The sequence below is a fragment of the Burkholderia sp. WP9 genome (assembly GCF_900104795.1).
GTDB lineage: Bacteria > Pseudomonadota > Gammaproteobacteria > Burkholderiales > Burkholderiaceae > Paraburkholderia.
This window is the reverse complement of the sequence record NZ_FNTG01000002.1, coordinates 419,983-443,792: the sequence shown is the minus strand read 5'-3', so window position 1 is coordinate 443,792 and position 23,810 is coordinate 419,983. Positions and strand designations below refer to the sequence as shown.

Sequence of the window (23,810 nt, the reverse complement as noted above, 5' to 3'; positions counted from 1 at the left end):
GATGAATCTGGAGAATCCCATGAACGCTACGGCACCCGTTGCACTGTCGGTCAAGAACATTCATAAATCGTTCGGCGATCACCATGTGCTCAAGGGCATTTCACTCGACGCCCACCAGGGCGATGTGATCTCGATTCTCGGCGCGAGCGGCTCGGGCAAAAGCACCTTTCTGCGCTGCCTGAATCTGCTCGAAACACCCGATGACGGCTCGGTCGCCCTGGCCGGCGAAGAGTTGAAAATGAAGCGCCGCAGCGACGGCAAGCTGCAGCCGAGCGACCGCCGCCAGGTGGATCGGGTGCGCTCGCAACTGGGCATGGTGTTCCAGAATTTCAATCTCTGGTCGCATATGACGGTGCTGGAAAATCTGATCGAAGGGCCGATGCGCGTGCAAAAGCGCAGCCGTGCCGAGTCGGTGGAAGAGGCGGAGGCCCTGCTGGCGAAAGTTGGCCTTGCGGAAAAGCGCGGCCACTATCCCGCGCATCTTTCAGGCGGGCAGCAGCAGCGCGTGGCGATTGCGCGCGCGTTGGCGATGCATCCGAAAGTCATGCTGTTCGACGAGCCGACCTCGGCGCTCGATCCCGAACTGGTGGGCGAGGTGCTGCGCGTGATGCGCTCGCTGGCTGAAGAGGGCCGCACCATGCTGGTCGTCACGCACGAGATGGGTTTCGCGCGCCATGTGTCCAATCGCGTGATGTTCCTGCATCAGGGGCAAGTTGAAGCCGACGGCACGCCCGACGAAGTGTTCGTCGAATGCAAGTCGGATCGCTTCAGGCAATTCGTTTCGAGCCATCAGGACCGCACCACGAACTGATCAGTATCACCAGGTAATTTCCAAGTAGAGCGCTGACATGGCCGTAATCCGTTCCAATCGTCCTCTCGACTGGGCTCAGGTGGCAGCGGTTGCCGCCGGCGAGCCGCTCGAGCTTTCCGCCGACGCCCGCGCGCGCATCGCGGCGGCGCGCGTGCTCGTCGAACAGATCGTCGAGCGCGGGATTCGCGCGTATGGCGTGAATACCGGCGTAGGCGCGTTGTGCGACGTGATCGTCTCGCCGTCCGAACAACGCACGTTGTCGCGCAACATTCTGATGAGCCACGCGGTCGGCGTCGGCGCGCCGCTCGGTGTCGCCGAAACGCGCGCGATCATGGCCGCGGCCGTCAACAACTTCGCGCACGGCCATTCGGGGATTCGGCTCGAAGTCGCGGACCAGCTGGTGGCGCTGCTCGACGCGGATTGCTTGCCGGAAGTGCCCGCGTTCGGCTCGGTCGGTTATCTGAGTCACATGGCGCATATCGCACTTGTTTGCATCGGCGAGGGTTACGCGCGTTTTCGCGGCGAGCGGCTCAAAGGACGCGATGCGCTGCAGCGGCTCGGGCTCGAACCGCTGGTGCTCGAAGCTAAGGAAGGCTTGAGCCTGATCAACGGCACGCCGTGCGTCACGGGCCTTGCGGCATTGGCGCTCGCGCGGGCCGAACGCCTGCTCGACTGGACCGACATGGTCGCCGCGATGAGCTTCGAGAATTTGCGCGGCCAGCTCGCGGCTTTCGATGAAGATTCGCTGGCATTGCGTATTTCGCCGGGCTTGAACCTGGTCGGCGAGCGGATGCGCACCGCACTGGCCGACAGCGGCATTCTCGCGGCGGTGGTCGGCCACCGCACGCAGGACCCGCTGAGCATGCGGACCATTCCGCACGTGCATGGCGCCGCGCGCGACGTGCTCACCGCGACCGCCGACGTGGTCAATCGTGAACTCGCATCGATTACCGACAACCCGATCGTCGCCGGCACGCCGGAAGACCCGCGCGTGTATTCGCAGGCGCACGCGGTGGGCGCTTCGATCGCGCTGGCGATGGACAGTCTCGCCACCGCGATCGCACAAGTCGCCGCGATGGCCGAGCGGCGCCTCGACCGCCTCGTCAATCCGCTGGTCAGCGGCCTGCCGGCGTTTCTCGCCGAGCCGGGCGGCACCTGTTCCGGCTTCATGATCGCGCAGTACACCGCGGCCTCGCTGGTCGCGCAGAACCGGCGTCTCGCGCTGCCCGCAAGTCTCGACGGCGGCATCACGTCGGGCTTGCAGGAAGACCACCTGTGCCACGCCACGCCGGCCGCGCTGAAGGCGCTGGAAATCATCGACAACGCCGGGCGCATCCTCGCGATCGAATTGCTGGCGGCCGCGCAGGCCTACGACCTGCAAAGTATCGACGCGCCGCGCGCGCCGCACACCGAAGCGCTCTGGCAGCGCGTGCGCCGTGTCGTGCCGGCGTACCGCGACGACCGTCCGCTCGCGGACGACATGAGCATCGCCTTTCGCATGATCGCCGATGAGGCGCCGCCGCCGTTGCCGAACCCTGGTAACATTGGCCCTCGGCCGGATACATCCGTCGACGGCACCGAGCAGACGAGGCCTGCAACGGTCACGAGTCAGGCGGGCGCGGGCCACGTTCGCGCCGCCGCGAGTATCGCCGTCAACGACGGGCACGCCGCCGCGCACATGGCATGATGGAAATAGTGCCGGTGCGCGGGCTTACCCGCCGGCGCGCCGGTCGAGGTGTACCAACCAGGTAGAACCCGCGTACCACCCACGAGGTCGGAGTGAACACAACTACAAACGCGCGAAGCGCAGAGACGCAGGGCTGCCCTGATAGCAAACGGGAGACCCCAGCGAAAGCGATGCCCGCTTACGAGCAGATCAAACGCTACGTGATCCGCCGCATCAGCGAAGGGGACTGGAAGCCCGGCGGACTGATTCCTTCTGAAACGGAACTGGTCAAGGAATTCGGCGTCGCGCGCATGACGGTGTCGCGCGCGCTGCGCGAATTGACCACCGAACGCGTGCTCACGCGCGTGCAAGGCTCGGGCACCTTCGTCGCGCCGCAGCGCTACGAATCGACCGTGCTGGAAATCCGCAATATCGCCGACGAAATCGCCGCGCGCGGCCACCGCCATTCGGCGCGCGTGCTGACGCTCGAACCGAGCGACGACCCGCACGCGCTCGAAGCGCTCGGTCTCGCCAGCGGGCCGGCGTTTCACTCGTGCATCGTGCATAGCGAGGAGGGCGAGCCGATCCAGTACGAGGACCGCTACGTCAACCCGAAGGTGTTTCCCGACTACCTGCAGCAGGACTTCACGATCGAGACGCCGAATCACTACATGGTGCGGCTCGCGCCGATCCAGCGCGCGGAGTTCCGCATTTACGCGCAGAAGCCCGACGCCCACGTGCGGCGGCATCTGATGATGGATATCGGTGAGCCGTGCCTGCAACTCTGGCGTCGCACATGGGTAGGTGACGATGTGGCGACGTCGGTGCGGTTGTGGCACCCGGCGTCGCGTTTTCATCTGGCGGGCAACGTCTAGCGCGGCTCGACTCAGAGCGCGGTTTCAACCCTGGCGTTGCGACAGATCCGGCGAGAAGCGGCAGCCCAGCCGGTAGCGCGAGCCGGGGTGCACGAAACGCGCGAACGTGACCGCTACGCCGCTCGTCCACGTGCGGCGCATCAGCGTGAGACACGGTTCCTCGGCGCGGATTTCGAGCAGGTCGGCTTCGGCGCGCGTGGGCAGCCCCGCGTCGACTACGTGTTCGACGTCGTGCGCGGGCACGATCTCGAACAGATATTCCGACGGCCTGATCGCCGAAAAATCCTGCTGTAGAAAATCCGGCGCGATCGCCGGGTTAACATAGCGATCCTCCAGTTGCACCGGCAAGCCGTTCTCCCGATGCACGCAGATCACATGAAACACCGACGAACCCGGCGCCAGCCCCAGCGCGTTTGACACCATCACCGAAGCCGTTTCGCGTTGCAGCAGCACCGTGTCGTAGCGATATTCGTGGCCGCGTGAGCGGATCTCGTCGCCGATATGGGCGATCATCAGCAGCGTGGATTGCGGCTTGCTTTGCGCGACGAAGGTGCCGACACCGGAAACGCGCGTCACCAGCCCCTCTTCGGCGAGCTCGCGCAGCGCGCGATTGACCGTCATGCGCGACACGCCGAGTGTCGCGACCAGATCGAGTTCGGACGGCAAACGGTCGCCCGCCTGGCGTTCGCCCGATTCGATGATGTGGCGGATATGGCTCTTGACCTGTTCGTAGCGCGCGGCGGGTGCCTCGGCCGCGGCGCGCGCGGCTTTCAGGGCCGCGGCGGAAAGCGGCTTGTCGTGAGCGCGGCTGCGAACGGTGGAGGACATCGGCGGCCCTTGCGTCAGTGTCCGCGTGAGGCAGGCGGAAAGCGGTGGGCGCTCATAGCGGCTGCGCCTCGTCGGCGCCGCGCGCCCAGAAAGCGTTGCGGTCGAAGTAGTTTTGCAGGAACTGCCGCAAGCGCGGCTGTCCGGCATCGTGAAAGACATCGCGCGGTTTGCCTTGCACGGCGATACGGCCTTGATCGATGAACATGACTTTGTCCGCGACCTGCGCGGCGAAACCCATTTCGTGCGTGACCACGGCCATCGTCATGCCGTCGCGCGCGAGCTGTTTCATCACTTGCAGCACTTCGCCGACCAGTTCCGGATCGAGCGCCGAGGTCGGCTCGTCGAATAGCATGATGTGCGGCTCCATGGCGAGCGCTCGCGCAATCGCCACGCGCTGCTGCTGGCCGCCCGAGAGTTTGGCCGGATACGCGTCGCCTTTGTGCGCGAGGCCGACTGTTTCGAGCATGGCGTTGGCGCGGCGGCGCGCTTCGTCGCGCGACAGATGGCGAACGCGCAGCAGGGATTCCATCACATTGCCGAGCGCCGTCATGTGCGGCCACAGATTGAACTGCTGAAACACCATGCCGACGTTGCGCCGTACGCGGTTGATCTCGCTTTGCGACGCACGCACGCGTCTGCCGTTGCGCTCGCTATAACCGAGCAGCTCGCCTTCGATGCGCACGTCGCCCTGATCGTAGGTTTCGAGTGCGGCGAGGCAGCGCAACAGCGTGCTCTTGCCCGAACCGGACGGGCCGATGATGCACACCACTTCCGAGCGCGCGATCTCGAGATCGACACCGCGCAGCACTTCGACTTCACCGAAGCGTTTGCGCAGGTCGCGCACTTCGATCAACGGCGCACCGGGCGATGCTTCGATGTTGGCAGTAGGCGCGGAGGAGGGCATGTCGGCGATGGCGTTCATAGGAGGGTTCCGTTTCCGTTCATGCCATGAAGCGTGCGATGCGGGTTTCAGCCCACATGCCCGCGCGCGAAGTCAGTTCGACCAGCGCGAGATAGCACACGCACAGCACGAGCAGCGTTTCGACGAAGGCAAAGGTCGCCGAGCCGATACCGGTCAGCACGAACGTGAGTTCAGGCACGGTGACGATGGACAGCACGGCCGTTTCCTTGCTCAATACGATGATCAGATTGGTCAGCGCAGGCACGATCAGCACGAGCATTTGCGGCACCTGAACGCGCATGACCGCCTGCCAGCGTGTGAGACCCAGGCACGACGCCGCTTCGAGATGACCTGGCGGCACCGACTGGAAACCGGAGCGGAAAGCTTCGGCGAAATAGGCGCTGCCGTATAGGCCCAAACCGAGCACACCCGCGGTCATTGGTTCCAGCGTGAGGCCGAACGAAGGGCCGCCGTAATACAGCAAAAAGAGCTGCACGAGAAACGGCGTGCCGCGAAACAGTTCGATATAGACGCGCAATACGCCGCGCACCCAGCGCCCGCAGAAGAGTTGCAGCACGGCGATCAGAAAGCCGATCACGATGCCGATCGCGACGCCCGCAGCCCAGGTGCCGAGCGTCGTGGCGAGGCCCGCGGCGATTGGCTGCAGGTTGTGCGTGATGACGGTGGGATCGAGCTTTTGCATGGCGTGGATTCGAGGTCGAACGCTGGGCCGCTCAGGCGTGCTGCAAGCGGTATTCGGCGGCGTGTGCGACGAGCGCGAGCGCACCGCAGATCACGAAGTAAATCAGCCCGGCGGCAAGATACGCTTCCAGCGGCCGATACGTGCTGGCGGCGATGTTCTGCGCGGTGCGTGTCAGTTCGGCCACGCCCACCACCGAGATCAGCGAGGAAGCCTTGATGAGCAGCACCATTTCATTGACGAGCGACGGCAGCGTCAAGCGGAACGCTTGCGGCACGAGAATGCGCCGCAGCATGTCGAATGGCGAGAGGCCGAGCATGCGGGCGGCTTCGAGATGGCCCGGCGGAATGCTGAGAAAACCGCCGCGCAGAATCTCGGCGATATAGGACGCGGAGCACAGCGACACAGCGCTGATCGCCGCGACGACGGGCGACACGTTGATACCCGCGAACGGCAACAGGTAGTACACCAGCAGCAGTTGCACCAGCATCGGCACGCCGCGAAAGAAGAACACATAGGCGCCGCCGAACATGCGCGCCGCGCGATTCGGCGAGAGGCGCGCCGCGCACACACCGATCGCCACGAAGAAGCCGATCAGCAGACCCGTCAGCGAAATGCCGATGGTGGCGAGCGCCGCATGCAGCAGCAGCGGCAAGCCCTGGAGGAAGACGGTCGTGCTGAACATAAGCGTCGCACTCGCTAGAACGGGAAACGCGATGCGGCCCGGGGCGCGGTCCGCATCGCTTGCATCACGACACGTGCATCGAAATCGGCACGTGAGCCAGGCAAAGCGTGAGGCGATCAATAGTTCGGCGCGGGCATGGTTGTCGGCGCATCCATGGCGACACCGAACCATTTCTTCTGCAAGGTGGCGAGGCGTCCGTCGTTGTGCATTTTCACGAGCGCGGCGTTGAACGCATCGGCGAGCGGCTTGCTGTCCGCGTCTTTACGCAGGCAGTACGCGAAATACACCTTGGCGCCGAACGGGGGCTGCACCACGGCGAACGTTTCCGGGCGTTGCTTCGCCACATACGCAATGTTGGTCATGGAGTTCGCGACCGCCACGATCCGGCCCGCGGCGAGATCGGCGTAAGCCTGATTGTTGTCGACGTATTCGCGGATTTCAGGCGGTTTGGGCAGCGTGGCGACGTAGGCCTTCAACTGGTCGAGCTGCGCCGAGCCCTTGCCGGCGCCCACCGTCTTGCCCGCGATATCCGACGATTGCTTGAGCGACGAATCGTTCGCGCGTTTGAGCAGCGCATCCGTTGCGTCCGCGATCGGCAGCGTGTAGGTGTAGCGCTCCATGCGCGCCTTGGTGACGGTCAGCGGGCCGCCCACCATGTCGAACTTGCCCGCTTCAAGACCCGGCAGCACGCTCGGCCAGGGCAAGTCGATAAAGCGCACCTTCACGCCCATTTCCTTGCCGACCTCGGCGAACAGATCCTTGTTGAAGCCCGCTTGCTGACCGTTTTCGAGGAAGTCGAAGGGCGCGAACTGCATCTCGGTGCCGACCACCAGTTCGCCGGCTTTCTTCACTTTGGCGAGTTGGTCTTCCGCGTGGGCGGTGACGCTTGCCGCGCACAACGCCAGCATGACCAAACGACACTTCCAGCCTGCAAGGATGCTCATGGGATTCTCCGGTTGGCAAAGCGGTGTCGCGCGAAGGTGGTGCACGAAACGGGTTCGGCGCGAGTCATGCGAGGCAGTATATACCGCAGTTTTCGCGCGAAAAAAATAAACACGCGAGTAGAGAAAAGCCCTTATATGAAGCGGTGCGAAGCAGCTTGCGGGTGTGCTTTTGGCGGTATATACAACTGCAATGCGTGAGGCGGAACGAGGTCTTCCCATAGACGATTCATGCGCCTTCATGTGGTTCTTTCATCAGTCGATTCGACCCGCCCATCAGGAGCAGCGCGATGCCCGTGACCCGCATTCCGATCATCGATCTCGCCGGCGTTCGCGCGGGCGACCCGCAGGCTTTGCAGCGCGTCGCGCAGGAAATCCGTGAAGCGTGCACGACGATCGGCTTCTTCTACATCGTCAATCATGGCGTGCCGCAAGACTCGATCGATGCCGCCGCGCAGGCGGCGCGCCGCTTTTTCGCGTTTCCGGTGGAGACCAAGCGGCGCGCGGCGGTCAACCAACGGCATCGCGGCTTCAATGCGCTCGGTGACGCGACCATGTACGAGGCCAAACGTCCCGACTACAAGGAGTTCTTCAGCATCGGCCTCGAATTGCCGGAAGACGACCCGGACGTGCTGGCAGGTCAGGCACTGCGTGGGCCGAATAACTGGCCGGACTTCATGCCGGAGCTGCGTCCCGCGCTATATGGCTACTACGAAGCGGTCGCGGCGTGCGGCGCGGATCTGCTGCGCGCGGTGGCGGTGAGCCTCGGCGTCGACGAACATTTTTTCGCGCCGCGATATACCAAGCGGATGCAGCGCACGCAGATGGTCTACTATCCGCCGCAGCCGCCCCAATCGGACGACGATCAGTTCGGCGTCGCGCCGCATACCGACTACGGCTGCATCACCTTGTTGTGGCAGGATCAGGTGGGCGGCCTGCAGGTGCGCGAAATCGCCAACAATACGTGGGTGGACGCGCCGCCGGTCGAAGGCAGCTTCGTGGTCAACGTGGGCGATCTGCTCGCGCGCTGGACCAACGACCGCTTCCGTTCCACGCTGCACCGCGTGATCAATGCGTCGGGTCGCGAGCGCTATTCGATCGCGACGTTTTATGATCCGACTTACGGCGCGATGGTCGATCCGCGCGATCTCGGTACGAACGAAGCCGACCTCAAGTATCAGCCGGTCGCCGCGGGCGACTATATTCTCGGGCGTATCAACGACTCGATGGGCTATCGGAAGAAACGCGCCGCTGAAGGCGCGCAAGGAACCACTGCATGACAGACAACAGCACGGCGGGTCACACAGCGCCGCTTTCCGCGACATTCGCCGCGCTGCGCGCCGCGCTCGGTGAAGACAGCGTGCGCGTGGGCGAGCAGATCGGCGAACGCGCGATGACCGACTGGACACGCCACGATCCAACGCGGCCCGCGGCGTTGCTTCTCCCGCGCACCACCGGGCAGGTCGCGCGTGCGCTGTCGATCTGTCATGCGGCTCACCAGCCGGTGGTGCCGCAAGGTGGCATGACCGGCCTTGCGGGCGGCGCGATTGCGCGTGCCACGGACATTGCGTTGTCGCTCGAACGGATGGCCGGCGTCGAGGAAGTGGATGCCGCGTCGGCCACGCTGACCGTGCGCGCCGGCACGACCTTGCAAGACGCGCAGGAAGCCGCCGCGCAAGCCGGCTTCGAACTCGCGCTCGATCTCGGCGCGCGCGGGTCCTGCCAGATCGGCGGCAATCTCGCGACCAACGCGGGGGGCAACCGGGTGATCCAGTCGGGCACCGCGCGCGACCAGGTGCTCGGCCTCGAAGTCGTGCTGGCCAATGGCGACGTGCTGACGTCACTTGGCAAGATGGTGAAGAACAACACCGGCTATGACCTCAAGCACTGGTTCATCGGCTCGGAGGGCACGCTCGGCGTGATCACGCGTGCGGTGCTGCGGCTTCATCCGCCACGCGTCGCGCGCCACACCGCGCTGGTCGCACTCGATGGCTACGATGCCGCCGTGAATCTGCTGCGCCGCTTGTCCACGCGATTTGGCAACGATATTGGCGCGTTTGAAATCATGTGGCCGGACTTCTACGACTTCGGCGTGAAGCTGACCGGCACGCGTTCGCCGTTCGCCGAAGCGCACCCGCTCTATGCATTGATCGAACACGCGAGCTTCGATGCGGGCGATGGCGGCGAACGGTTTTCCGCCGCGCTGACAGAAGCGCTCGAAGCGGGAGCGATCCGCGACGCCGTGATCGCGCAGTCGGTGGCCGACGTGCGCGCGCTATGGGCGATTCGCGAATGCACCGCGGAGTTTCCGGTGCGGCTCGACGCGATCAACTTCGACGTGAGCTTGCCGATCGGGGAGATCGGCGTTTTCGTCGACCGCTGCCGCGCGGCGCTCGATCAGCGCTGGCCGGGCAATGCGTCGTATTTCTTCGGGCATATCGGCGATTCGAATCTGCATGTCACGGTGGACGGCCATTCGATCCCCGGTGTCGATCATCACGCGGTGTACGCGTTCGTCTACGACATGCTCGGGCCGCTGCATGGTTCGGTGTCGGCCGAACACGGCATTGGTCTGCTCAAGCGCGAGTTCCTGCCGATCTCGCGCTCGCCGGCCGAGTTGGCCGCGATGGCCGCGATCAAGCATGCGCTTGACCCGCACGGTATTCTGAATCCGGGCAAGCTGTTCTGAGCGGGCTGCGCCGTCACGCGCGAGAAGCGTGACGGCGCGTGAGACGCGTGAGCGTAGGCGTGCTCGCCCTGAGTCAATGCGCGCCCAGGTACTTCGCGATCACCGGATAGACATCCACGGCGGCGTTCTTGCCGAAGATACAGTCGATGTGGCCATAGCCCGGAATGATGTGCCGCTCGTAAGGTTGCTCGGGGAAGTGCCCGGTCAGCATCTCATACGTGAGCAGCGTGCTTTTCGGCAGATAGGTTTCGTTTCTATCGCCGTGAATGAAGCCGATCGGCCGGCGCATGCCTTCCAGTCCTTTCATGCCGTCCGCGCCTGTCAGATAGACATCCTTGCCGGCGGCATCGACCACTTTGCCGGCCCGCACCATGGTGGCGAGGTGCTTGAATACCTCCACGTCATGCACACCAAGCAATTCCTGCAGATTCGCATGCAGCGTCTCGTTCAGTTGTGCATGTTCGTAGAGCAGGCCGTACAGGAAGGTCGCGCGGTGGCAGATCGGATTGCCGCAACCCTCGTCGTGATCGAGCGGGTAGAACCTGAGCGCCTCATCGAGCAGATTGTGGGGCCACGACTTGTGTTCCGTATAGGCGGTCAGGTCGAGTACGCCGAGGTGTTTCATGATGTCGGGGATATGCAGGCCGGCCTTGATCTTCTGTAGCGTGCCCGGCACCGGGTGAGTCGACACCTGCGAGATGACCGCCGAACGCACTCCTTCGAGTCCATACAGCAGCGACATGCTCAACGCCAATCCGCCCAGGCAGTGTCCCAGTGCCTGAATCTCCGGGGCGCCGGTCAACTCGCGGATTCTGGCGACCGCGGCCGGAATGTCCTCGCGCGCCACCTTGTCGACGTTGGTCGGCACGAGCACACTCGGCATTTCGATGCTGACGCGCAGATCGACGAGCCAGACGTCGTAGCCTGATGCGCAAAGATACTCGACCATGTTGGTCGCGATCAGGTCGGTGGAATAGATGCGGCTCGATACACCCGAACCGTGAATCAGCAGCACCGGGCGCGCCGCTTTGTTCGCGGGGTCGAGGTAACGCGTGAGTCTCAGCTTCGTTCCATCGGGCGTGTCGAAGAAGAAGATCTGCGGCACCGGCGCGCGCAACGCACGTTTCAGGCGCGGTTCTGCATTCGGGTTGAAGTACTGCAAGGGCGCGGCCACGCCGCCATATTCGGTGAACAGCACACCCGCGAAAAACTTGCCGAACTTCAGGGTCCATTCGAGGCGGGTCTTCAGATCGGGCGCATGGGTGACTTCCAGCGTGCGTTGCTGCTTGAGGAAATTTTCGGGCGTGATGATCAGTGTTGCCTTGCCGATCAGCGGCGCGTCCGCTTGCGCCGATTCGCGAATCTCCGCGTATAGCGTGTTGGTCTGCTCCCACAAATTGATTGGCGAGGTGCGGGTGATGATCTTTTGTCCGCTCAGATAATACGTCTTGCCTTCGGTGGAATTGAGCGTCATGCGGTAATTCATGTTGCGCTCGTCCACGTCGGACGCGTCGACCACGAACAGATTGAAGGTGCCGTTGGAGATCGTCATCGACTGCGCGGAAAGCGCAGGGCAGGTCAGCGTACCCGCGGTTCGCGCCAGATGCTGCGGATTGCTGAGCATATCGGCGAGATCTTCCGATTCGACGGTCAGCGTGAACTCGATCGGACTCGTGGCGGCTTCGCCCGCCACGACCGGCGTGTAGGTGCCGATCATCGTTTCGGTGAATTGCAGGCCGATCTTCTGCGGCGAGGAGGGCGTCAACGACGAGGACGCGAGTTCGGGTGTCGGTGCAGGCGGTAAGCTCGGCGTCGCCGCTGCACCGGCAGACGAGGCGGCCGTCACCGGATGCGTAGCCAGCAGCAGTTCGCAATTGCGTTCGGCCAGCGCGGAAATGGTGAGGAGCGGATTGACGCCGAGCGACATCGGCATGACGGCGCCGTCCATTACGTAGAGACCGTCGTGCACCGCGTTGCCCGTCGCTCCGCTGAACACGCGGCCCATATGGTCGACCACGCCGCGCTCCGCATCCTCGCCCATGCCGCAGCCGCCGAGCGGATGCACGGTAACGGTGCGGTTGCCGACAATTTCAGTGGAAATCGGATTGCGCAGGTATTTGCCGCCGAGCGGCACGGTCGCCTGCTTGAGCGCTGCCTCGACCACCTGGAAGATCGGCTGCTTGCCGGCGTTCTCCCACACGATGCGCGGCTGGCCTTTGTCGTCCACGTCGATCTGGCCGTTTTCGTCGTCATGCGCCATGACGAGGTAGCTTTGCGTGTGATTGAGCGCGCCGTGATAGGGGCCGCGCAGAAAGCTTTCGGACACGCGGGCGTCGTAGGCGAGTTGGTCCGCGAGCGAGCGCGGCGCGACATCCACACCCTCCAGCGGCGCGGCGGCGCCGAGCAGGCCGACGAGCGCCGCGCCCACCGGTCCGGCCAGCGAGCCTTCCTCGATCACGTAGCCGTCCTTGACGTTGCCCGTATTGCGATGATCGATGAGGCCGGTAATGGTCGGCCCGACCGGCGGGATTTCGCCCTTCTCGTGCGCGCCCCAGCCCACGCCGTTGATCACGCGGTCGGTGTTGTACGCAAAGGCGAGCACGTCGCCATTGCCGGTGAAGTGTTTGCCGAGCATGCCGGAGACGCTCAAGCCCTGATTGCGCGAGCGCAGCAGCAACGCGGTCGAACCGATCGTGCCGGCCGACACGATGACGATATCGGCGCTCACGAACAGGTCCGGGGCGCCATAGCTTTCGCGGCCGAGGCTCACCAGTTGATAGCCGACCACCCATTTCTGCGTGGCCGCGTCGCGCCGAACGGAATGGACGGCGGCTCCGGTGAAAATCTGCGCGCCGTGCGCCACGGCGTCGGGCAGATAGTTCATGTGGGTGGAATTCTTCGCGTCGTAGTTGCAACCCGAATTGCAATCGCCGCAGCCGACGCACGCCTTCTGCCCGACGCCCGCGGCATTCACGCGGTCCTCGAAAGTGACGGTGATATCCGGGCGCGTAAAGCGGTCTGCCATGCCGAGCGCCTGCGCCGACGTTTCGAGCGCCTGCAGTTTCGGCAGCGTCGGGTAATCCTTCGGCACGGGCGACGGTTGCAGCATCGCGCGGGCGAGCGCGTAGCCTTTGTCGCGGGCCGCCTTGTCGGCGCGCAGCGCGGCCGGCCAACGTTCGTCGTCCCACAGGCGCGGGTCGGCTTCGAGCGCGACATTCGCGTTGATCAGCGAGGTGCCGCCCAGACCGCAGCCGACTACCGCGTTCACGTCTTCGTTCACGTGCACCTCGAGCAGTGCCAGCGGCGAGCCGATATGGGCTAACGCCGTGTTGTATTGCACTTGCGCGGCGCCCTGAAACGGCGTGCGAGGGAATTCGCCCGCCATGAATTCGCGCCCGCGTTCGAGCACGCACACGCGGCGTTCGGCACGCGCCATGCGGCATGCGGCGATCGCGCCGCCGTAGCCGGAACCCACCACGACCACGTCGTAGTGCGATTGAATAGCGGTCACGGCGCTCGATAAGCGGTTCATCACGACCACCTCGTCTGGAATGAGTGCGGGGAAAGACAACCAGGACTTCGGAAGCAAGACGGCGTGCGGCGACGGCTTTTTTATCCTAGGCGGTGCGCGCTCACAAAAAAAGGCGCATCGTGTGGGGCGCACGGCTCCGGTGCGCCACGTCCGCGGCGTCGCGAGCCGGTGCGAGTGGCCGGGACTCGCCTGAGCGTTCGCTGTTAGGCGGCTGCTTCATTCATTTCGCTGTCGCTCGATTCGGCGGCGAGCAGGTTCAGCGCAAGCAGAATGGCCGGGCGATTATCGATGTCGATGTCAATGCCGAGTTCGTCCTTGAGCCAGCGGCCGATCTTGGTGTTGGAAAAATCCTCGGCGCCCGCCGTCTTCTTCATGGTGACGCCGAGTTTGACGGCGCGATAGTGATACGAGGGCACCCGATGCTGCGCAGCGACTGCCGACAACCCGCCTTTTCCTTCCGAGCACCAGCCGAGGCTGCCGGCCAGCACGATTCGCTCCGGCTCGTCGAGCCTCTCGATAAAGGCACGCGCCGAGAGCCGCACGCGCTGCTCGTCGAGGCCGTATTGCAGCAGCACGCTTTCCACCGGGTCTTCCAGCGCTTGCGCATGAAGATCGATTTCCTGCGCCATGCCTTCGTTTTCCATCGATACGTTGCGCTGATGGCCGGCGCTGCGCAGGCAGTCGATCAGGTAGCGGCGGAAATACGCGCACAGGGCGTAGCCGTTGGACGGCGCGCTGTCGGCGCAGGCGCGGGTTTCCGTATGGCCGGGTGCGAGCCGCAGGACTTTCGCGTAGATGAACTGGGCGACCAGTTCTTCCTTGTCCTCGCCGAGCGCCTGCAACTCGAGCGGGTGATAGGTTCGCAACGCCCGCTTGACCAGTTCGACCATCGACACCATTTCGTCGCCGGACAACCGGGTACGCCGGCGCCACAAATCCGGCAGGATGGCATCGTCGAGATTGCGGACGAACTCGTGGCTCGGAACTGCGCCCATGAAAAACCTCCAGAAGGGGTAAGGCCAAGGAGCGCGGTGAGCCTGAACTGCAGGCGGGGTGTGGATGGTGAAGCTTTGAAGCCGCGCTGGAGAATGTGATTTAAGTATGGTTTCCAGCGGCGGCTTCGCCTATATGGATTAAGTGGTAGCTGATGGGTAAACTGCCGGGTAAACCATCCGGCAAAGCGCATCTTATTCGTCTGAAGAGAAGCCGCTTGCACGGGAAGATCGCATCGCACTGCCGCAGCGCAGTTGCATCGCGCACGCAAAGCCACGCCGTAACCGATGCGGTCGCAGCCAGGTCCGCGCCACCCGCGTCGCCGCGCTTTCAGGCGACCTCACCGAACGTGCCGTGCCCGGTACCGTGCATGGACCAGAGTAGGCGCTAAAGCGCCGGCTCCGATCGATAAGATCGATACGATCGACACAAGGAGACCGCGCAATGCGGGCTGACCCGATCCAGCGTGCCATCGACGAAGATCTGGTGCGCGTGTTATACGCGCAGGATCCGATCGCTTTCTTTTCGCACTGGTTTTCGATCGCGGTGCTGGTGGCGATCTACTGGCCGAAGATACCGTCGCCGCCGCTGTTTATCGCGTGTTTCGGTTTCTATGCGGCAGCCAATTGCGGCAGCCTCGCGCTATGGATTTGCAACCGCCGCTATCCGTCGCTCGTCTCGCCGCGCGGCTGGATCTATCTGCATGCGCTCCGCGGCGTGTTGCTGTACAGCGCGCCGGGCATCGCGGTGTGGTTCGCGTTCCAGAGCCCGCAAACCGACTTGCCGCTGCTGCACACAGTCATGCTCGTGACGCTCGCCGCGGGCGTGTTTATGTCGAATGGCTTCGACCTGCTGAATTTCTCGACCGCGATTCCTTTTCTGCTGTTTCCGTCGATCGTCATGCATTTCGGTACGCACACGTTCGACCGCACGATTCTCGCGATCGTCCTCGCGTTTTTCTTTTGCGCGATCAACGTCTATGCGCTGAGTTATCGCAAGCTGTTCCAGCAGGTCGTGCAGGCGCGCGTCGACCAGCAATATCTGGCGGAGTCGCTGGCCGCGCAAAAACGCGTGGCCGAAGAAGCGAGCCTGGCCAAAACACGCTTTTTTGCGGCTGCCAGTCACGACTTGCGTCAGCCGCTGCATGCCATCGGCCTGCTCGCGGCATCGCTGAACGACGCGGCGGCAACCCCCGCGCAGCACGCGAAGACCGCCGAGCACATCGTCTACAACGTCGAGGCGCTGAACCAGCTGTTCAACCAGGTGCTCGATCTGGCGCGGCTCGAAAGCGGCGTGACGCAGGTGATCCGGCTGCATTTCCGGCTCTCCGAGCTGTTCGAACGGGTCGGCAGCCAGTATCGTCCGCAGGCCGCCGCCAAAGGGCTGGCGCTGCGCATCGCGCCGACCACGATGGTCGTGCACGACGACCCCGTGCTGCTCGAACGCGTACTGAGCAATCTGCTTTCGAACGCGGTCCGTTATACCGAAGAAGGCGCGATCTGGCTGGGCGTTCGCCGCGCGGGGCGGCCGGCGGGCGGCTATGTCGAAGTGCGCGACTCGGGCATCGGCATTGCTGTCGAGGAGCACGAACGCATCTTCGAGGAGTTCTATCAGGTCGCCAATCCGCAACGCGACGCGCGCCAGGGCCACGGTCTCGGCTTGCCGACGGTGAAGCGGCTGGTCGAGATGCTCGGCGGCAAGCTGCAACTGCGCTCGGCTCCGGGCCGCGGTTCGGTGTTTCGCTTCCCGGTGCAGGCGGGCGACGCCGGCGGCATTGTCGCGAGCCTGAACGAAGCCGTGGCCGGCGGTCCGTCGGCGCAAGGGCGGCGCGTGCTGTGCATCGACGACGATCCGTCGATTCTCGAAGGCCTCGTCAGTTTGCTGGGCCGCTGGGGTTGCAGCGTGCTCGGCGCGCGCGACGAGGCCGACGCGCTCGCGGCGCTCGAAGGCGGCTTCGTGCCCGATGCCGTGCTGTGCGATTACCAGTTGGCGAATCACCGTACCGGCGCGCAGGCGCTGACTGCGGTGCGTAACGCGCTCTCGCGCGCGGGGCACGACAACGTGGTGACGCTGCTCATCACGGGCGACATGGCGTCGGCGGAACTGGCGGCGCTCGCGTTGCAGGGGATTCCGGTGCTTCATAAGCCGGTCACGCCGGCGCGCCTGCGGCGCACGCTGGAGATGCTGTGGCAGCAAGCGGAGCTGGATAAGGGGCGGGCGTCGGCCGCGCTGGAATTGCGCGGGGATCGGCCGGGCAAAGAAGCGGGAAAGGAGCCGGGTAAAGAGGCGGGAAAAGAAGCGGGCAGAGAAGCGGGCAAAGAGCTCGGCAAAGAAGCGGCCGGCCGACCGGCGAACGGTGTGATGCGGGCCGGCGAGAATCTGCCGCAAGGCGAAGCGAGAATAGGCTCGCAAAGCCAGCCCCAGAACACCCGGTATCAAAGCACCCCGTCGCAAAGCGAACCGCAGTAATAGAAGCGAACAAACGGCGAGAACAGACGACGAGAACGCCGTCTGCCCCGCATGTCGTTCTACAGGGTTTTCCCGGCTTCCAGCCAGCCGTTGATGACGGCGATCGCCGTCGATCGGTTATGCACACCGAGCGCCCGGAAAATCACCGACAGATGCACCTTCACCGTCCCCTCCGCGACGCCCAGCTCGCGCGCGATCATCTTGTTGGTCCAGCCGCGATGGACGAGCCGCATGATGTCCTGCTGGCGCGGCGACAGATTTTCCAATAGATGCTGCTGGTGGGGCTGCAACGCCTGAATCTGCGCGAGGGGTTCCGTGAGCGCGGCGCTGCTCTGGCCGGGCGCGCGTGCGCCAGACGGAGCCGCATCTGCCTCGGCGTGCGCGGGCGCCGCCTGCGCTTCCCGGCAGCCCAGCAAGCTCAGCGCTTCCATGGGTACGTAGGCGCCGCCCGAGAGCACCAGTTCGATTGCCTTGAGCATGACGCTGGCGGGCTGGCGCTTCGGCACGAAGCCGAGCGCGCCGGCGGCCAGCACCGCGCGCATTTCATCCGGTGATTCTTCGGCGGAGAGGACGACGAGCGGGAGCGCGGGGTTCGCTTTCAGCAGCACTTCGAGCGACGATGCACCGCTCATGCCCGGCATGTGCAGATCGACGATGGCAAGATCGTGATCGGCGTCGGGACGCGCGAGGGTCGCGAGCGTCTCCCAGTTATCGGCTTCGTCGAACTGGGCGTCGGGATCGAGGCCGCGCAGCATACCCTTGACGCCCTCGCGGATCAGTTCATGGTCGTCGGCTACAAGAAACTTCATGATGGCTCCGCGAGTCGGGCCTGCCCGATGTGGGCCGCCGCGGTTATAGGGTCTCGTTTTACTTCTAGCCTCGTGAATCGCATCATTGCCGCCCACCCCGCGATCATATGCCTGACCGGTGGCGCGGCGCGCCTTCCGGCTTGCCGCTCGAGTAACCGTTTATTTGTCAAATCGCCATGGGGTCCGATGCACTGCATGATGTTTAAGGCAGGTCTCCCGCGCATAGGTTCCGGCTTGCATGGTAGACGAGCCGAACGGCCCTTTTTTGAAGCTGCCCATGCAGGATTCCGAAGGTTATGCGCACCGGATCGAATCACGTCAAAGCAGTCTCTATTTGACTGCAAATAACGTCGCATTCATCAGAATCTTGAATGCGAAACCGAGCGACATGGCCGAGCCTACGCCGAAACACCACAGCGCGATGAACCAGAGCCAGCCCGGCAGCTTGCGCGCCGGCGCGGACGATGCGGGATGACTTGCCCCGGCGTTTGTCTGCTTAGTGATAGTGATGTTGGTCGCCATGACGCACCTTGCCACGAAATACCCAATAACCCATCGTCGTATAAGCGATGATGATCGGCAGAATGACCGCTGCGCCGACCAGCGTGAACATCTGGCTCGAACGCGGCGCGGCGGCTTCCCAGAGCGTCATGCTCGACGGAATCGCGTACGGCCACAGGCTCACCAGCAGCCCCGCATAACCCAGCAGCACCAGCAGCAGCGCGAGTCCGAACGGCGTGTTGTGATGCCGCTCACGCACCGCGCGATGCATGAAGAACGCGCAGACCGCCACGAGGAACGGCACGGGCAGCAAACGGTAGAAGAGGCCGTCATGGAACCAGCGTTGCGCGATGTTCGGATCCTGCAGCGGCGTCCACACGCTCACCATCGCGATGAAGCCGAGCAGCACGATCGTCAGCGGCCAGACCACGCGATGCAGGCGGCGTTGCAGATCGCCTTCGGTCTTCGCCACCAGCCAGCAGCAGCCGAGCAGCGCATAGGTGACGACGAGTCCGAGGCCCGTCAGCAGACTGAACGGCGTGAGCCAGCCGAAGGCGTCGCCCGCATAGGCGCCGTCGATCACGGGAATGCCTTGCAGGAACGCGCCCAGCGCGATGCCCTGAAAGAACGTCGCACCCGCCGAGCCGCCGATGAACGCCAGGTCCCACAGATGCTTCGTACGATTGGCCTTGGCGCGAATCTCGAACGACACGCCGCGAAAGATCAGGCAGATGAGCATGAAGATCAGCGGCAGATACAGCGCGGACAGCACGGTCGAGTAGACCGCCGGAAACACCGCGAACAGACCGGCGCCGCCGAGCACCAGCCAGGTTTCGTTGCCGTCCCACACCGGCGCGACCGTGTTCATCATCAGGTCGCGTTCTTTCTCGTCGGGGAAGAACGGGAAGACGATGCCGATGCCCAGATCGAAGCCGTCCAGCACCACATACATGAAAAGGCCCAGCGCGATGATCGCGGCCCACACTACGGTTACGTCCATGTTCTTTCTCTATCGCAAGTCGTTGCTGAAGCAGGGCGGGTCAGGCGGCGTCGATCATGTGATCGGCGGCGGAGAGCGGGCGGCGCGCGGTCTGGTTCGGTGAGCGTTGCTCCGGCGCACCGTGCGGCGTATGACCCGGTAGAGCGGGCCCCGTGCGCATGAGCTTGAGCATGTAGTAGATGCCGGTGCCGAACACGAGGAAGTAGACCACCACGAAGGCCATCAGCGAGATGCCGACCTGCTGCGTGGTCAGCGGCGACACAGCCTGCGAGGTGCGCATCACGCCGTACACCACCCACGGCTGACGTCCCGCTTCGGTCGTGACCCAGCCGGCCAGCAGCGTGATGAAGCCGGTCGGCCCCATCGCCACGGCCACGCGCTGGAACCACTTCGATTCGAACAGGCGCTCACGGCGGCGCAGCACCCACGCGGCGACCGACATCAGGATCATCAGCACGCCGAGGCCCGCCATGATGCGAAAGCTCCAGAACACCACCGTCGAGTTCGGCCGGTCTTGCGGCGGGAATTCCTTGAGGCCGCGAATCTCGCCGTCCCAGCTATGCGTGAGGATCAGGCTGCCCAGGTGCGGAATCGATACGGCGTAGCGCGTGGTTTCCGCCTGCATGTCGGGAATGCCGAACAGGTTCAGCGCGGTGCCGCCTTTTTCGGTGTCCCACAGGCCTTCGATCGCCGCGATCTTGGCCGGCTGATATTCGCGCGTGTTCAAACCATGCTGATCGCCGACGAAAGCCTGGATCGGCGTGAGGATCAGCAGCAGCCACAGCGCCATCGAGAACATCTTCTTGACGGCGGGATCGCGCCGTCCGCGCAGCAGATGCCACGCGCCCACCGCCGCCACTACCAGCGCCGCGACGATGAACGCCGCGAGCGCCATATGCGCGAGCCGGTACGGGAACGACGGATTGAACACGATCTTGAACCAGTCGAGCGGCACGACGCGGCCGTTCACGACTTCGAAGCCTTGCGGCGTTTGCATCCAGCTATTGGAGGCGAGAATCCAGAAGGTCGAGATCAGCGTGCCGATCGCCACCATCAACGTGGCGCCGAAGTGGGCGCGCGGGCTCACGCGCTGCCAGCCGAACAGCATGATGCCGAGGAAGCCCGCTTCGAGGAAGAACGCCGTCATGACCTCGTACATGAGAAGCGGTCCGGTGACGGGGCCGGCGAAACTGGAGAAGCCCGACCAGTTGGTGCCGAACTGATAGCTCATCACGACGCCGGAGACGACGCCCATGCCGAAGGCGACCGCGAAGATCTTCGACCAGAACAGGCAGAGATCTTTGTAGTACGCCTTGCCGGTTTTCAGCCAGCGCCATTCGAGGACGGCAATGAAACTGGCGAGACCGATGCTGAGCGCCGGAAAAACGATGTGGAAGGAGACAGTGAACGCAAACTGGATGCGGGCGAGATCAAATGCCGATAAAGCGGAGTTCATGAGCGTGAAGTGCGTGATGACCGCGGGGGCGGACTACGCGCGTCGACCGGTGTCGGTGCGCACTGCGCTGGGCAGATGACGCAAGCGTAGGGGATCGACGAAAACTTTGCTGCGGCGCGGTGTGCGTCAAAAAACCACGTTGTTTTATGACGATTTTCTTTTTTGAGACGGCAAACCGTTGATGGATATCAAGTTTTCCTGAATGCCTTCTCGTCATAGCCTGCGCGCGACGCTGCGCAACTGCGGCAATCGACCGCGCTGCAACAGCGTCGCAGGAAGAGGGTTGCGCATAGGGAACCGCAGGCAGCCATGCTTGCTCAAGTGTCCGCGCTCGCGTTTCGAATCGCCGAGACGGTCGGCCGGCCGCCGCGCGTCACGCTGAAGAATTTGCCGCTGAAAACGCACTTCAAGTTATACGATGTCACATAAATGAGTTGAAGCTAGACGTTTGTTTATCCAAGGAAATTTGCTGGAAGGTCAGATCGAATAAGGGTAAGTGCCTAATTGAAATCCGGTTCGCCATCGCGGATAGTACGTTATCGTACAACTATCGCTAAATCGGCAAGCGGCTCATCCGATGACCAGGCGATTGCGGTACCCCGAGTTCGATCGCGCAAGGCGCAGTAAAGGAACCCTATGAAGAAGATTGCTCTCAGTGGAGCCGGTGGCCAGCTAGGCTCGGTGGTACGCGCCGCGTTGATCGCGCGCGGCACGCCGTTGCGCTCGGCCGCGGGCTCGAAAGCCCTCGTGCCGCTCGTGGAAGGCGAGGACGTGATGCACGGCGACCTGCGCGACCCTGCAGTCGTGGACCGGCTGCTGGCGGGAGTCGATGTACTGATCCATTTCGCGGGTACGAGCGTGGAGCGGCCGCTGCCGGAGATCATCGAGAACAATCTGCGCGGGCTGGTCGAAGTCTATGAAGGTGCGCGCCGCCAGGGTGTGCGGCGCATCGTGTTCGCCAGTTCGAATCACGCCATCGGCATGTATCCCGTCACCGAACATCTCAGCCTCGACTGCGAGCTGCGCCCGGACGGTTTTTACGGTCTGAGCAAGGTGTGGGGCGAGGCGCTGGCCAGAATGTACTGGGACAAGCACGGTATCGAGAGTGTGTGCGTGCGCATCGGCAGCTGCCTCGAGCGGCCCACCGAGCCCCGGCATCTGAGCACCTGGTTCGGGCATCGCGATCTGCTGCATTTCCTCGACCGCTGTGTCGAGGCCGAGGACGTGGGCTTCCTGACCATCTGGGGTGTGTCGGCCAACACGCGAAGCTGGTGGGACAACAGCGCCGCCGCACGTCTGGGCTATCAGCCGACGCAAAACGCCGAAACCTACGCCGAAGAAATTCTTGCACGGCCGAATCCACTCGACGCGCTGGGCCAGCGTTTCCAGGGCGGCAGCTTTGTGGGTATCGACTATTCGCGCGATGATGCGGGCCCGGACGGCTCGGCCCATCCCGCAACGCGGCGCGTTTGAGCCGACGAGGATTACGAGGAGACGCAGCAATGAAAATCAAGGGCATCCGCTGGTGGATGGTCAGCCTGGTCGCGGCCGGGCTCATCATCAATTACCTCGCGCGCAATACGCTCTCAGTGGCGGCGCCGACGTTGATGAAGGACCTCCACATCACCACCGAGCAGTATTCGCACGTGGTCGTGGCGTGGCAACTTTGCTATGCCTTCATGCAGCCGGTCGCCGGCTTTGTGCTCGATACCGTTGGCACCAAGATCGGCTTTGCGGTCTTCGCGCTGGCCTGGTCGCTGGCGTGCGCCGCGGCGGCGTGGTCGACGGGCTGGCGCAGCCTCGCGTTCTTCCGCGGCCTGCTCGGCATTGCGGAAGCGGCCGGCATTCCGGCCGGCGTCAAGGCGACGAGCGAGTGGTTCCCCGCCAAGGAGCGTTCGGTGGCGATCGGCTGGTTCAACATCGGCTCGTCGATCGGCGCGCTGCTGGCGCCGCCGCTGGTGGTCTGGGCATTGTTGCGCGGAGAGTGGCAGCTCGCGTTCGTGATCGTCGGCGTGGCCGGCATTGTCTGGAGCGTGCTGTGGATGGCGCTCTACAAGCATCCGCGCAAGCAGAAGCTGTTGGGCGACGCCGAGCGCGACTACATTCTCAGCGGCCAGGAAGCGAAGCACAGCGACGCCGGCGCCGCCAGGCGCAGCTGGTTCGCCATGCTCGGCAGCCGCGACTTCTGGGCGATCGGCATTCCGCGCATTCTTTCCGAACCGGCCTGGCAGACCTTCAACGCGTGGATTCCGCTGTACATGATGACCGAACGTCACATGAACCTGAAGGAAGTCGCGCTGTATGCGTGGATGCCGTTTCTGGCTGCGGATATCGGCTGCGTGCTGGGCGGCTATCTCAGTCCGCTGTTTCACAAGTACGCGAAGGTGTCGCTGTTCACATCGCGCAAGATGGTGTTCGTGGTCGGCGCGCTGTGCATGATCGGGCCGGCCTGCGTCGGTCTGGTGGCGAGTCCTTATGTGGCGGTGGCGCTGCTGTGCGTCGGCGGGTTTGCGCATCAGACCTTGTCGGGCGCGCTTTACGCGATTACGTCCGATATGTTCGGCAAGAATGAAGTCGCCACCGCGACCGGCATGGGCGGCATGGCGGGCTATCTGGGTGCTGCGGCGTTCACGGCGCTGTTCGGCGTGCTGGTGACGCAGGTCGGCTACAGCCCGCTGTTCGTCGTGCTGGCGGTGTTCGACATCATCGCGGCCGCTGTGGTGTGCCTGCTGGCGAAGAGTGCCGACAAGACGCCCGAGCCGCGCTGGACACCGGTGAGCGCGGTCGCGAAGTGATTCTGGCCATGTTGGGATGACGAACACCCGGCGCTGATCGAGCGCGCCGGTCAATAGAAAAATGGCGGCGCTTTCGGGCGCCGCCATTTTTGCTTGTGCTCACTGCGTTTCTTCAACGTTCACGGCTGGACGACGCTCGCGCTTCGCCCAGCCGTTCAA

At 63.9% G+C, this 23,810-nt stretch carries 19 protein-coding genes; 8 read left to right on the top strand and 11 right to left on the bottom strand.

All coding sequences use genetic code 11. The features are described from left to right. The first annotated feature begins 19 nt into the window (after positions 1-19). From BLW71_RS23255 to hutC (BLW71_RS23245), 3 genes are all read left to right on the top strand, one after another. The gene (locus tag BLW71_RS23255; protein WP_091802147.1) at positions 20-811 is read left to right on the top strand and encodes an ABC transporter ATP-binding protein; all 792 of its coding nucleotides are present in this window, start codon (positions 20-22) and stop codon (positions 809-811) included. 37 nt (positions 812-848) lie between these two features. Further along, positions 849-2,498: an HAL/PAL/TAL family ammonia-lyase gene (locus BLW71_RS23250; RefSeq protein WP_091802144.1), complete on the top strand. Its 1,650-nt coding sequence runs from the start codon at positions 849-851 to the stop codon at positions 2,496-2,498. A gap of 170 nt (positions 2,499-2,668) precedes the next feature. Further along, a complete protein-coding gene (hutC, locus tag BLW71_RS23245) occupies positions 2,669-3,352 on the top strand; it encodes a histidine utilization transcriptional repressor HutC (protein ID WP_091802142.1) in 684 nt (227 codons plus the stop codon). A 24-nt stretch (positions 3,353-3,376) separates the two neighbouring features. Here hutC (BLW71_RS23245) and hutC (BLW71_RS23240) read toward each other — a convergent pair whose 3' ends face one another. The 5 genes from hutC (BLW71_RS23240) to BLW71_RS23220 all read right to left on the bottom strand — a co-directional run bounded on the left by hutC (BLW71_RS23240) (position 3,377) and on the right by BLW71_RS23220 (position 7,410). Further along, positions 3,377-4,180: a histidine utilization transcriptional repressor HutC gene (hutC, locus tag BLW71_RS23240; RefSeq protein ID WP_091802139.1), complete on the bottom strand. Its 804-nt coding sequence runs from the start codon at positions 4,178-4,180 to the stop codon at positions 3,377-3,379. 52 nt (positions 4,181-4,232) lie between these two features. Beyond that, positions 4,233-5,102, bottom strand: a complete 870-nt coding sequence (locus tag BLW71_RS23235; protein ID WP_091802136.1) for an amino acid ABC transporter ATP-binding protein — start codon at positions 5,100-5,102, stop codon at positions 4,233-4,235. A 19-nt stretch (positions 5,103-5,121) separates the two neighbouring features. Beyond that, positions 5,122-5,784 (bottom strand): amino acid ABC transporter permease, encoded by a 663-nt coding sequence (locus BLW71_RS23230; protein ID WP_091802132.1) that lies wholly within the window; start codon positions 5,782-5,784, stop codon positions 5,122-5,124. Positions 5,785-5,815: 31 nt separating this feature from the next. Further along, positions 5,816-6,466, bottom strand: a complete 651-nt coding sequence (locus BLW71_RS23225; RefSeq protein WP_091802129.1) for an amino acid ABC transporter permease — start codon at positions 6,464-6,466, stop codon at positions 5,816-5,818. A gap of 116 nt (positions 6,467-6,582) precedes the next feature. Further along, positions 6,583-7,410, bottom strand: coding sequence for a transporter substrate-binding domain-containing protein (locus tag BLW71_RS23220; protein ID WP_091802126.1), 828 nt, complete (start codon positions 7,408-7,410; stop codon positions 6,583-6,585). 287 nt (positions 7,411-7,697) lie between these two features. Between BLW71_RS23220 and BLW71_RS23215 the strand changes: the two genes are divergently transcribed. Both BLW71_RS23215 and BLW71_RS23210 read left to right on the top strand, forming a co-directional pair. Continuing rightward, positions 7,698-8,687, top strand: a complete 990-nt coding sequence (locus BLW71_RS23215) for an isopenicillin N synthase family dioxygenase (RefSeq protein ID WP_091802123.1) — start codon at positions 7,698-7,700, stop codon at positions 8,685-8,687. Beyond that, on the top strand, positions 8,684-10,096 hold the full coding sequence (locus tag BLW71_RS23210; protein WP_091802120.1) for an FAD-binding oxidoreductase: 1,413 nt from the start codon (positions 8,684-8,686) through the stop codon (positions 10,094-10,096). The genes BLW71_RS23215 and BLW71_RS23210 overlap by 4 nt, the downstream gene beginning before the upstream one ends. A gap of 73 nt (positions 10,097-10,169) precedes the next feature. Here BLW71_RS23210 and BLW71_RS23205 read toward each other — a convergent pair whose 3' ends face one another. Together BLW71_RS23205 and BLW71_RS23200 are read right to left on the bottom strand one after the other, a co-directional pair. After that, positions 10,170-13,628, bottom strand: coding sequence for a GMC family oxidoreductase N-terminal domain-containing protein (locus BLW71_RS23205; protein ID WP_091802117.1), 3,459 nt, complete (start codon positions 13,626-13,628; stop codon positions 10,170-10,172). 203 nt (positions 13,629-13,831) lie between these two features. Beyond that, entirely contained in the window at positions 13,832-14,623 is a 792-nt protein-coding gene (locus BLW71_RS23200; RefSeq protein WP_091802114.1) for a hypothetical protein, read from the bottom strand. Positions 14,624-15,065: 442 nt separating this feature from the next. Here BLW71_RS23200 and BLW71_RS23195 point away from each other — a divergent pair, with 442 nt between their 5' ends. Continuing rightward, positions 15,066-17,090 carry an ATP-binding response regulator gene (locus BLW71_RS23195; RefSeq protein WP_091802111.1) on the top strand — a complete coding sequence of 675 codons (2,025 nt, stop codon included), beginning with the start codon at positions 15,066-15,068 and terminating at the stop codon, positions 17,088-17,090. Positions 17,091-17,149: 59 nt separating this feature from the next. Here BLW71_RS23195 and BLW71_RS23190 read toward each other — a convergent pair whose 3' ends face one another. The 4 genes from BLW71_RS23190 to BLW71_RS23175 form a co-directional block, all read right to left on the bottom strand. Next, positions 17,150-17,899, bottom strand: coding sequence for a response regulator transcription factor (locus BLW71_RS23190; protein WP_091802108.1), 750 nt, complete (start codon positions 17,897-17,899; stop codon positions 17,150-17,152). A 330-nt stretch (positions 17,900-18,229) separates the two neighbouring features. Then, entirely contained in the window at positions 18,230-18,421 is a 192-nt protein-coding gene (locus BLW71_RS23185) for a hypothetical protein (RefSeq protein WP_091802106.1), read from the bottom strand. Beyond that, positions 18,396-19,400, bottom strand: coding sequence for a cytochrome d ubiquinol oxidase subunit II (cydB, locus tag BLW71_RS23180; protein WP_091802103.1), 1,005 nt, complete (start codon positions 19,398-19,400; stop codon positions 18,396-18,398). The genes BLW71_RS23185 and cydB overlap by 26 nt, the downstream gene beginning before the upstream one ends. Before the next feature lie 40 nt (positions 19,401-19,440). Beyond that, positions 19,441-20,856, bottom strand: coding sequence for a cytochrome ubiquinol oxidase subunit I (locus BLW71_RS23175; protein WP_091802099.1), 1,416 nt, complete (start codon positions 20,854-20,856; stop codon positions 19,441-19,443). Positions 20,857-21,492: 636 nt separating this feature from the next. On the opposite strand from BLW71_RS23175, the gene BLW71_RS23170 reads away from it, so the two are divergent. Next, positions 21,493-22,329 carry an NAD-dependent epimerase/dehydratase family protein gene (locus BLW71_RS23170; RefSeq protein ID WP_091802096.1) on the top strand — a complete coding sequence of 279 codons (837 nt, stop codon included), beginning with the start codon at positions 21,493-21,495 and terminating at the stop codon, positions 22,327-22,329. A gap of 29 nt (positions 22,330-22,358) precedes the next feature. Next, on the top strand, positions 22,359-23,651 hold the full coding sequence (locus tag BLW71_RS23165) for an MFS transporter (protein WP_091802094.1): 1,293 nt from the start codon (positions 22,359-22,361) through the stop codon (positions 23,649-23,651). Positions 23,652-23,810 lie beyond the last annotated feature (159 nt).

What these genes read in the sequence shown, in the direction of transcription:
- BLW71_RS23235 (WP_091802136.1), bottom strand. Translation starts at nt 5,102, where the DNA reads ATGAACGCCATCGCCGACATGCCCTCCTCCGCGCCTACTGCCAACATC.
- BLW71_RS23210 (WP_091802120.1), top strand. Translation starts at nt 8,684, where the DNA reads ATGACAGACAACAGCACGGCGGGTCACACAGCGCCGCTTTCCGCGACA.
- BLW71_RS23205 (WP_091802117.1), bottom strand. Translation starts at nt 13,628, where the DNA reads ATGAACCGCTTATCGAGCGCCGTGACCGCTATTCAATCGCACTACGAC.
- BLW71_RS23255 (WP_091802147.1), top strand. Translation starts at nt 20, where the DNA reads ATGAACGCTACGGCACCCGTTGCACTGTCGGTCAAGAACATTCATAAA.
- BLW71_RS23225 (WP_091802129.1), bottom strand. Translation starts at nt 6,466, where the DNA reads ATGTTCAGCACGACCGTCTTCCTCCAGGGCTTGCCGCTGCTGCTGCAT.
- BLW71_RS23250 (WP_091802144.1), top strand. Translation starts at nt 849, where the DNA reads ATGGCCGTAATCCGTTCCAATCGTCCTCTCGACTGGGCTCAGGTGGCA.
- BLW71_RS23195 (WP_091802111.1), top strand. Translation starts at nt 15,066, where the DNA reads ATGCGGGCTGACCCGATCCAGCGTGCCATCGACGAAGATCTGGTGCGC.
- BLW71_RS23200 (WP_091802114.1), bottom strand. Translation starts at nt 14,623, where the DNA reads ATGGGCGCAGTTCCGAGCCACGAGTTCGTCCGCAATCTCGACGATGCC.
- BLW71_RS23165 (WP_091802094.1), top strand. Translation starts at nt 22,359, where the DNA reads ATGAAAATCAAGGGCATCCGCTGGTGGATGGTCAGCCTGGTCGCGGCC.
- BLW71_RS23175 (WP_091802099.1), bottom strand. Translation starts at nt 20,856, where the DNA reads ATGAACTCCGCTTTATCGGCATTTGATCTCGCCCGCATCCAGTTTGCG.
- cydB (WP_091802103.1), bottom strand. Translation starts at nt 19,400, where the DNA reads ATGGACGTAACCGTAGTGTGGGCCGCGATCATCGCGCTGGGCCTTTTC.
- BLW71_RS23185 (WP_091802106.1), bottom strand. Translation starts at nt 18,421, where the DNA reads ATGGCGACCAACATCACTATCACTAAGCAGACAAACGCCGGGGCAAGT.
- BLW71_RS23220 (WP_091802126.1), bottom strand. Translation starts at nt 7,410, where the DNA reads ATGAGCATCCTTGCAGGCTGGAAGTGTCGTTTGGTCATGCTGGCGTTG.
- BLW71_RS23215 (WP_091802123.1), top strand. Translation starts at nt 7,698, where the DNA reads ATGCCCGTGACCCGCATTCCGATCATCGATCTCGCCGGCGTTCGCGCG.
- BLW71_RS23190 (WP_091802108.1), bottom strand. Translation starts at nt 17,899, where the DNA reads ATGAAGTTTCTTGTAGCCGACGACCATGAACTGATCCGCGAGGGCGTC.
- hutC (WP_091802142.1), top strand. Translation starts at nt 2,669, where the DNA reads ATGCCCGCTTACGAGCAGATCAAACGCTACGTGATCCGCCGCATCAGC.
- BLW71_RS23230 (WP_091802132.1), bottom strand. Translation starts at nt 5,784, where the DNA reads ATGCAAAAGCTCGATCCCACCGTCATCACGCACAACCTGCAGCCAATC.
- hutC (WP_091802139.1), bottom strand. Translation starts at nt 4,180, where the DNA reads ATGTCCTCCACCGTTCGCAGCCGCGCTCACGACAAGCCGCTTTCCGCC.
- BLW71_RS23170 (WP_091802096.1), top strand. Translation starts at nt 21,493, where the DNA reads ATGAAGAAGATTGCTCTCAGTGGAGCCGGTGGCCAGCTAGGCTCGGTG.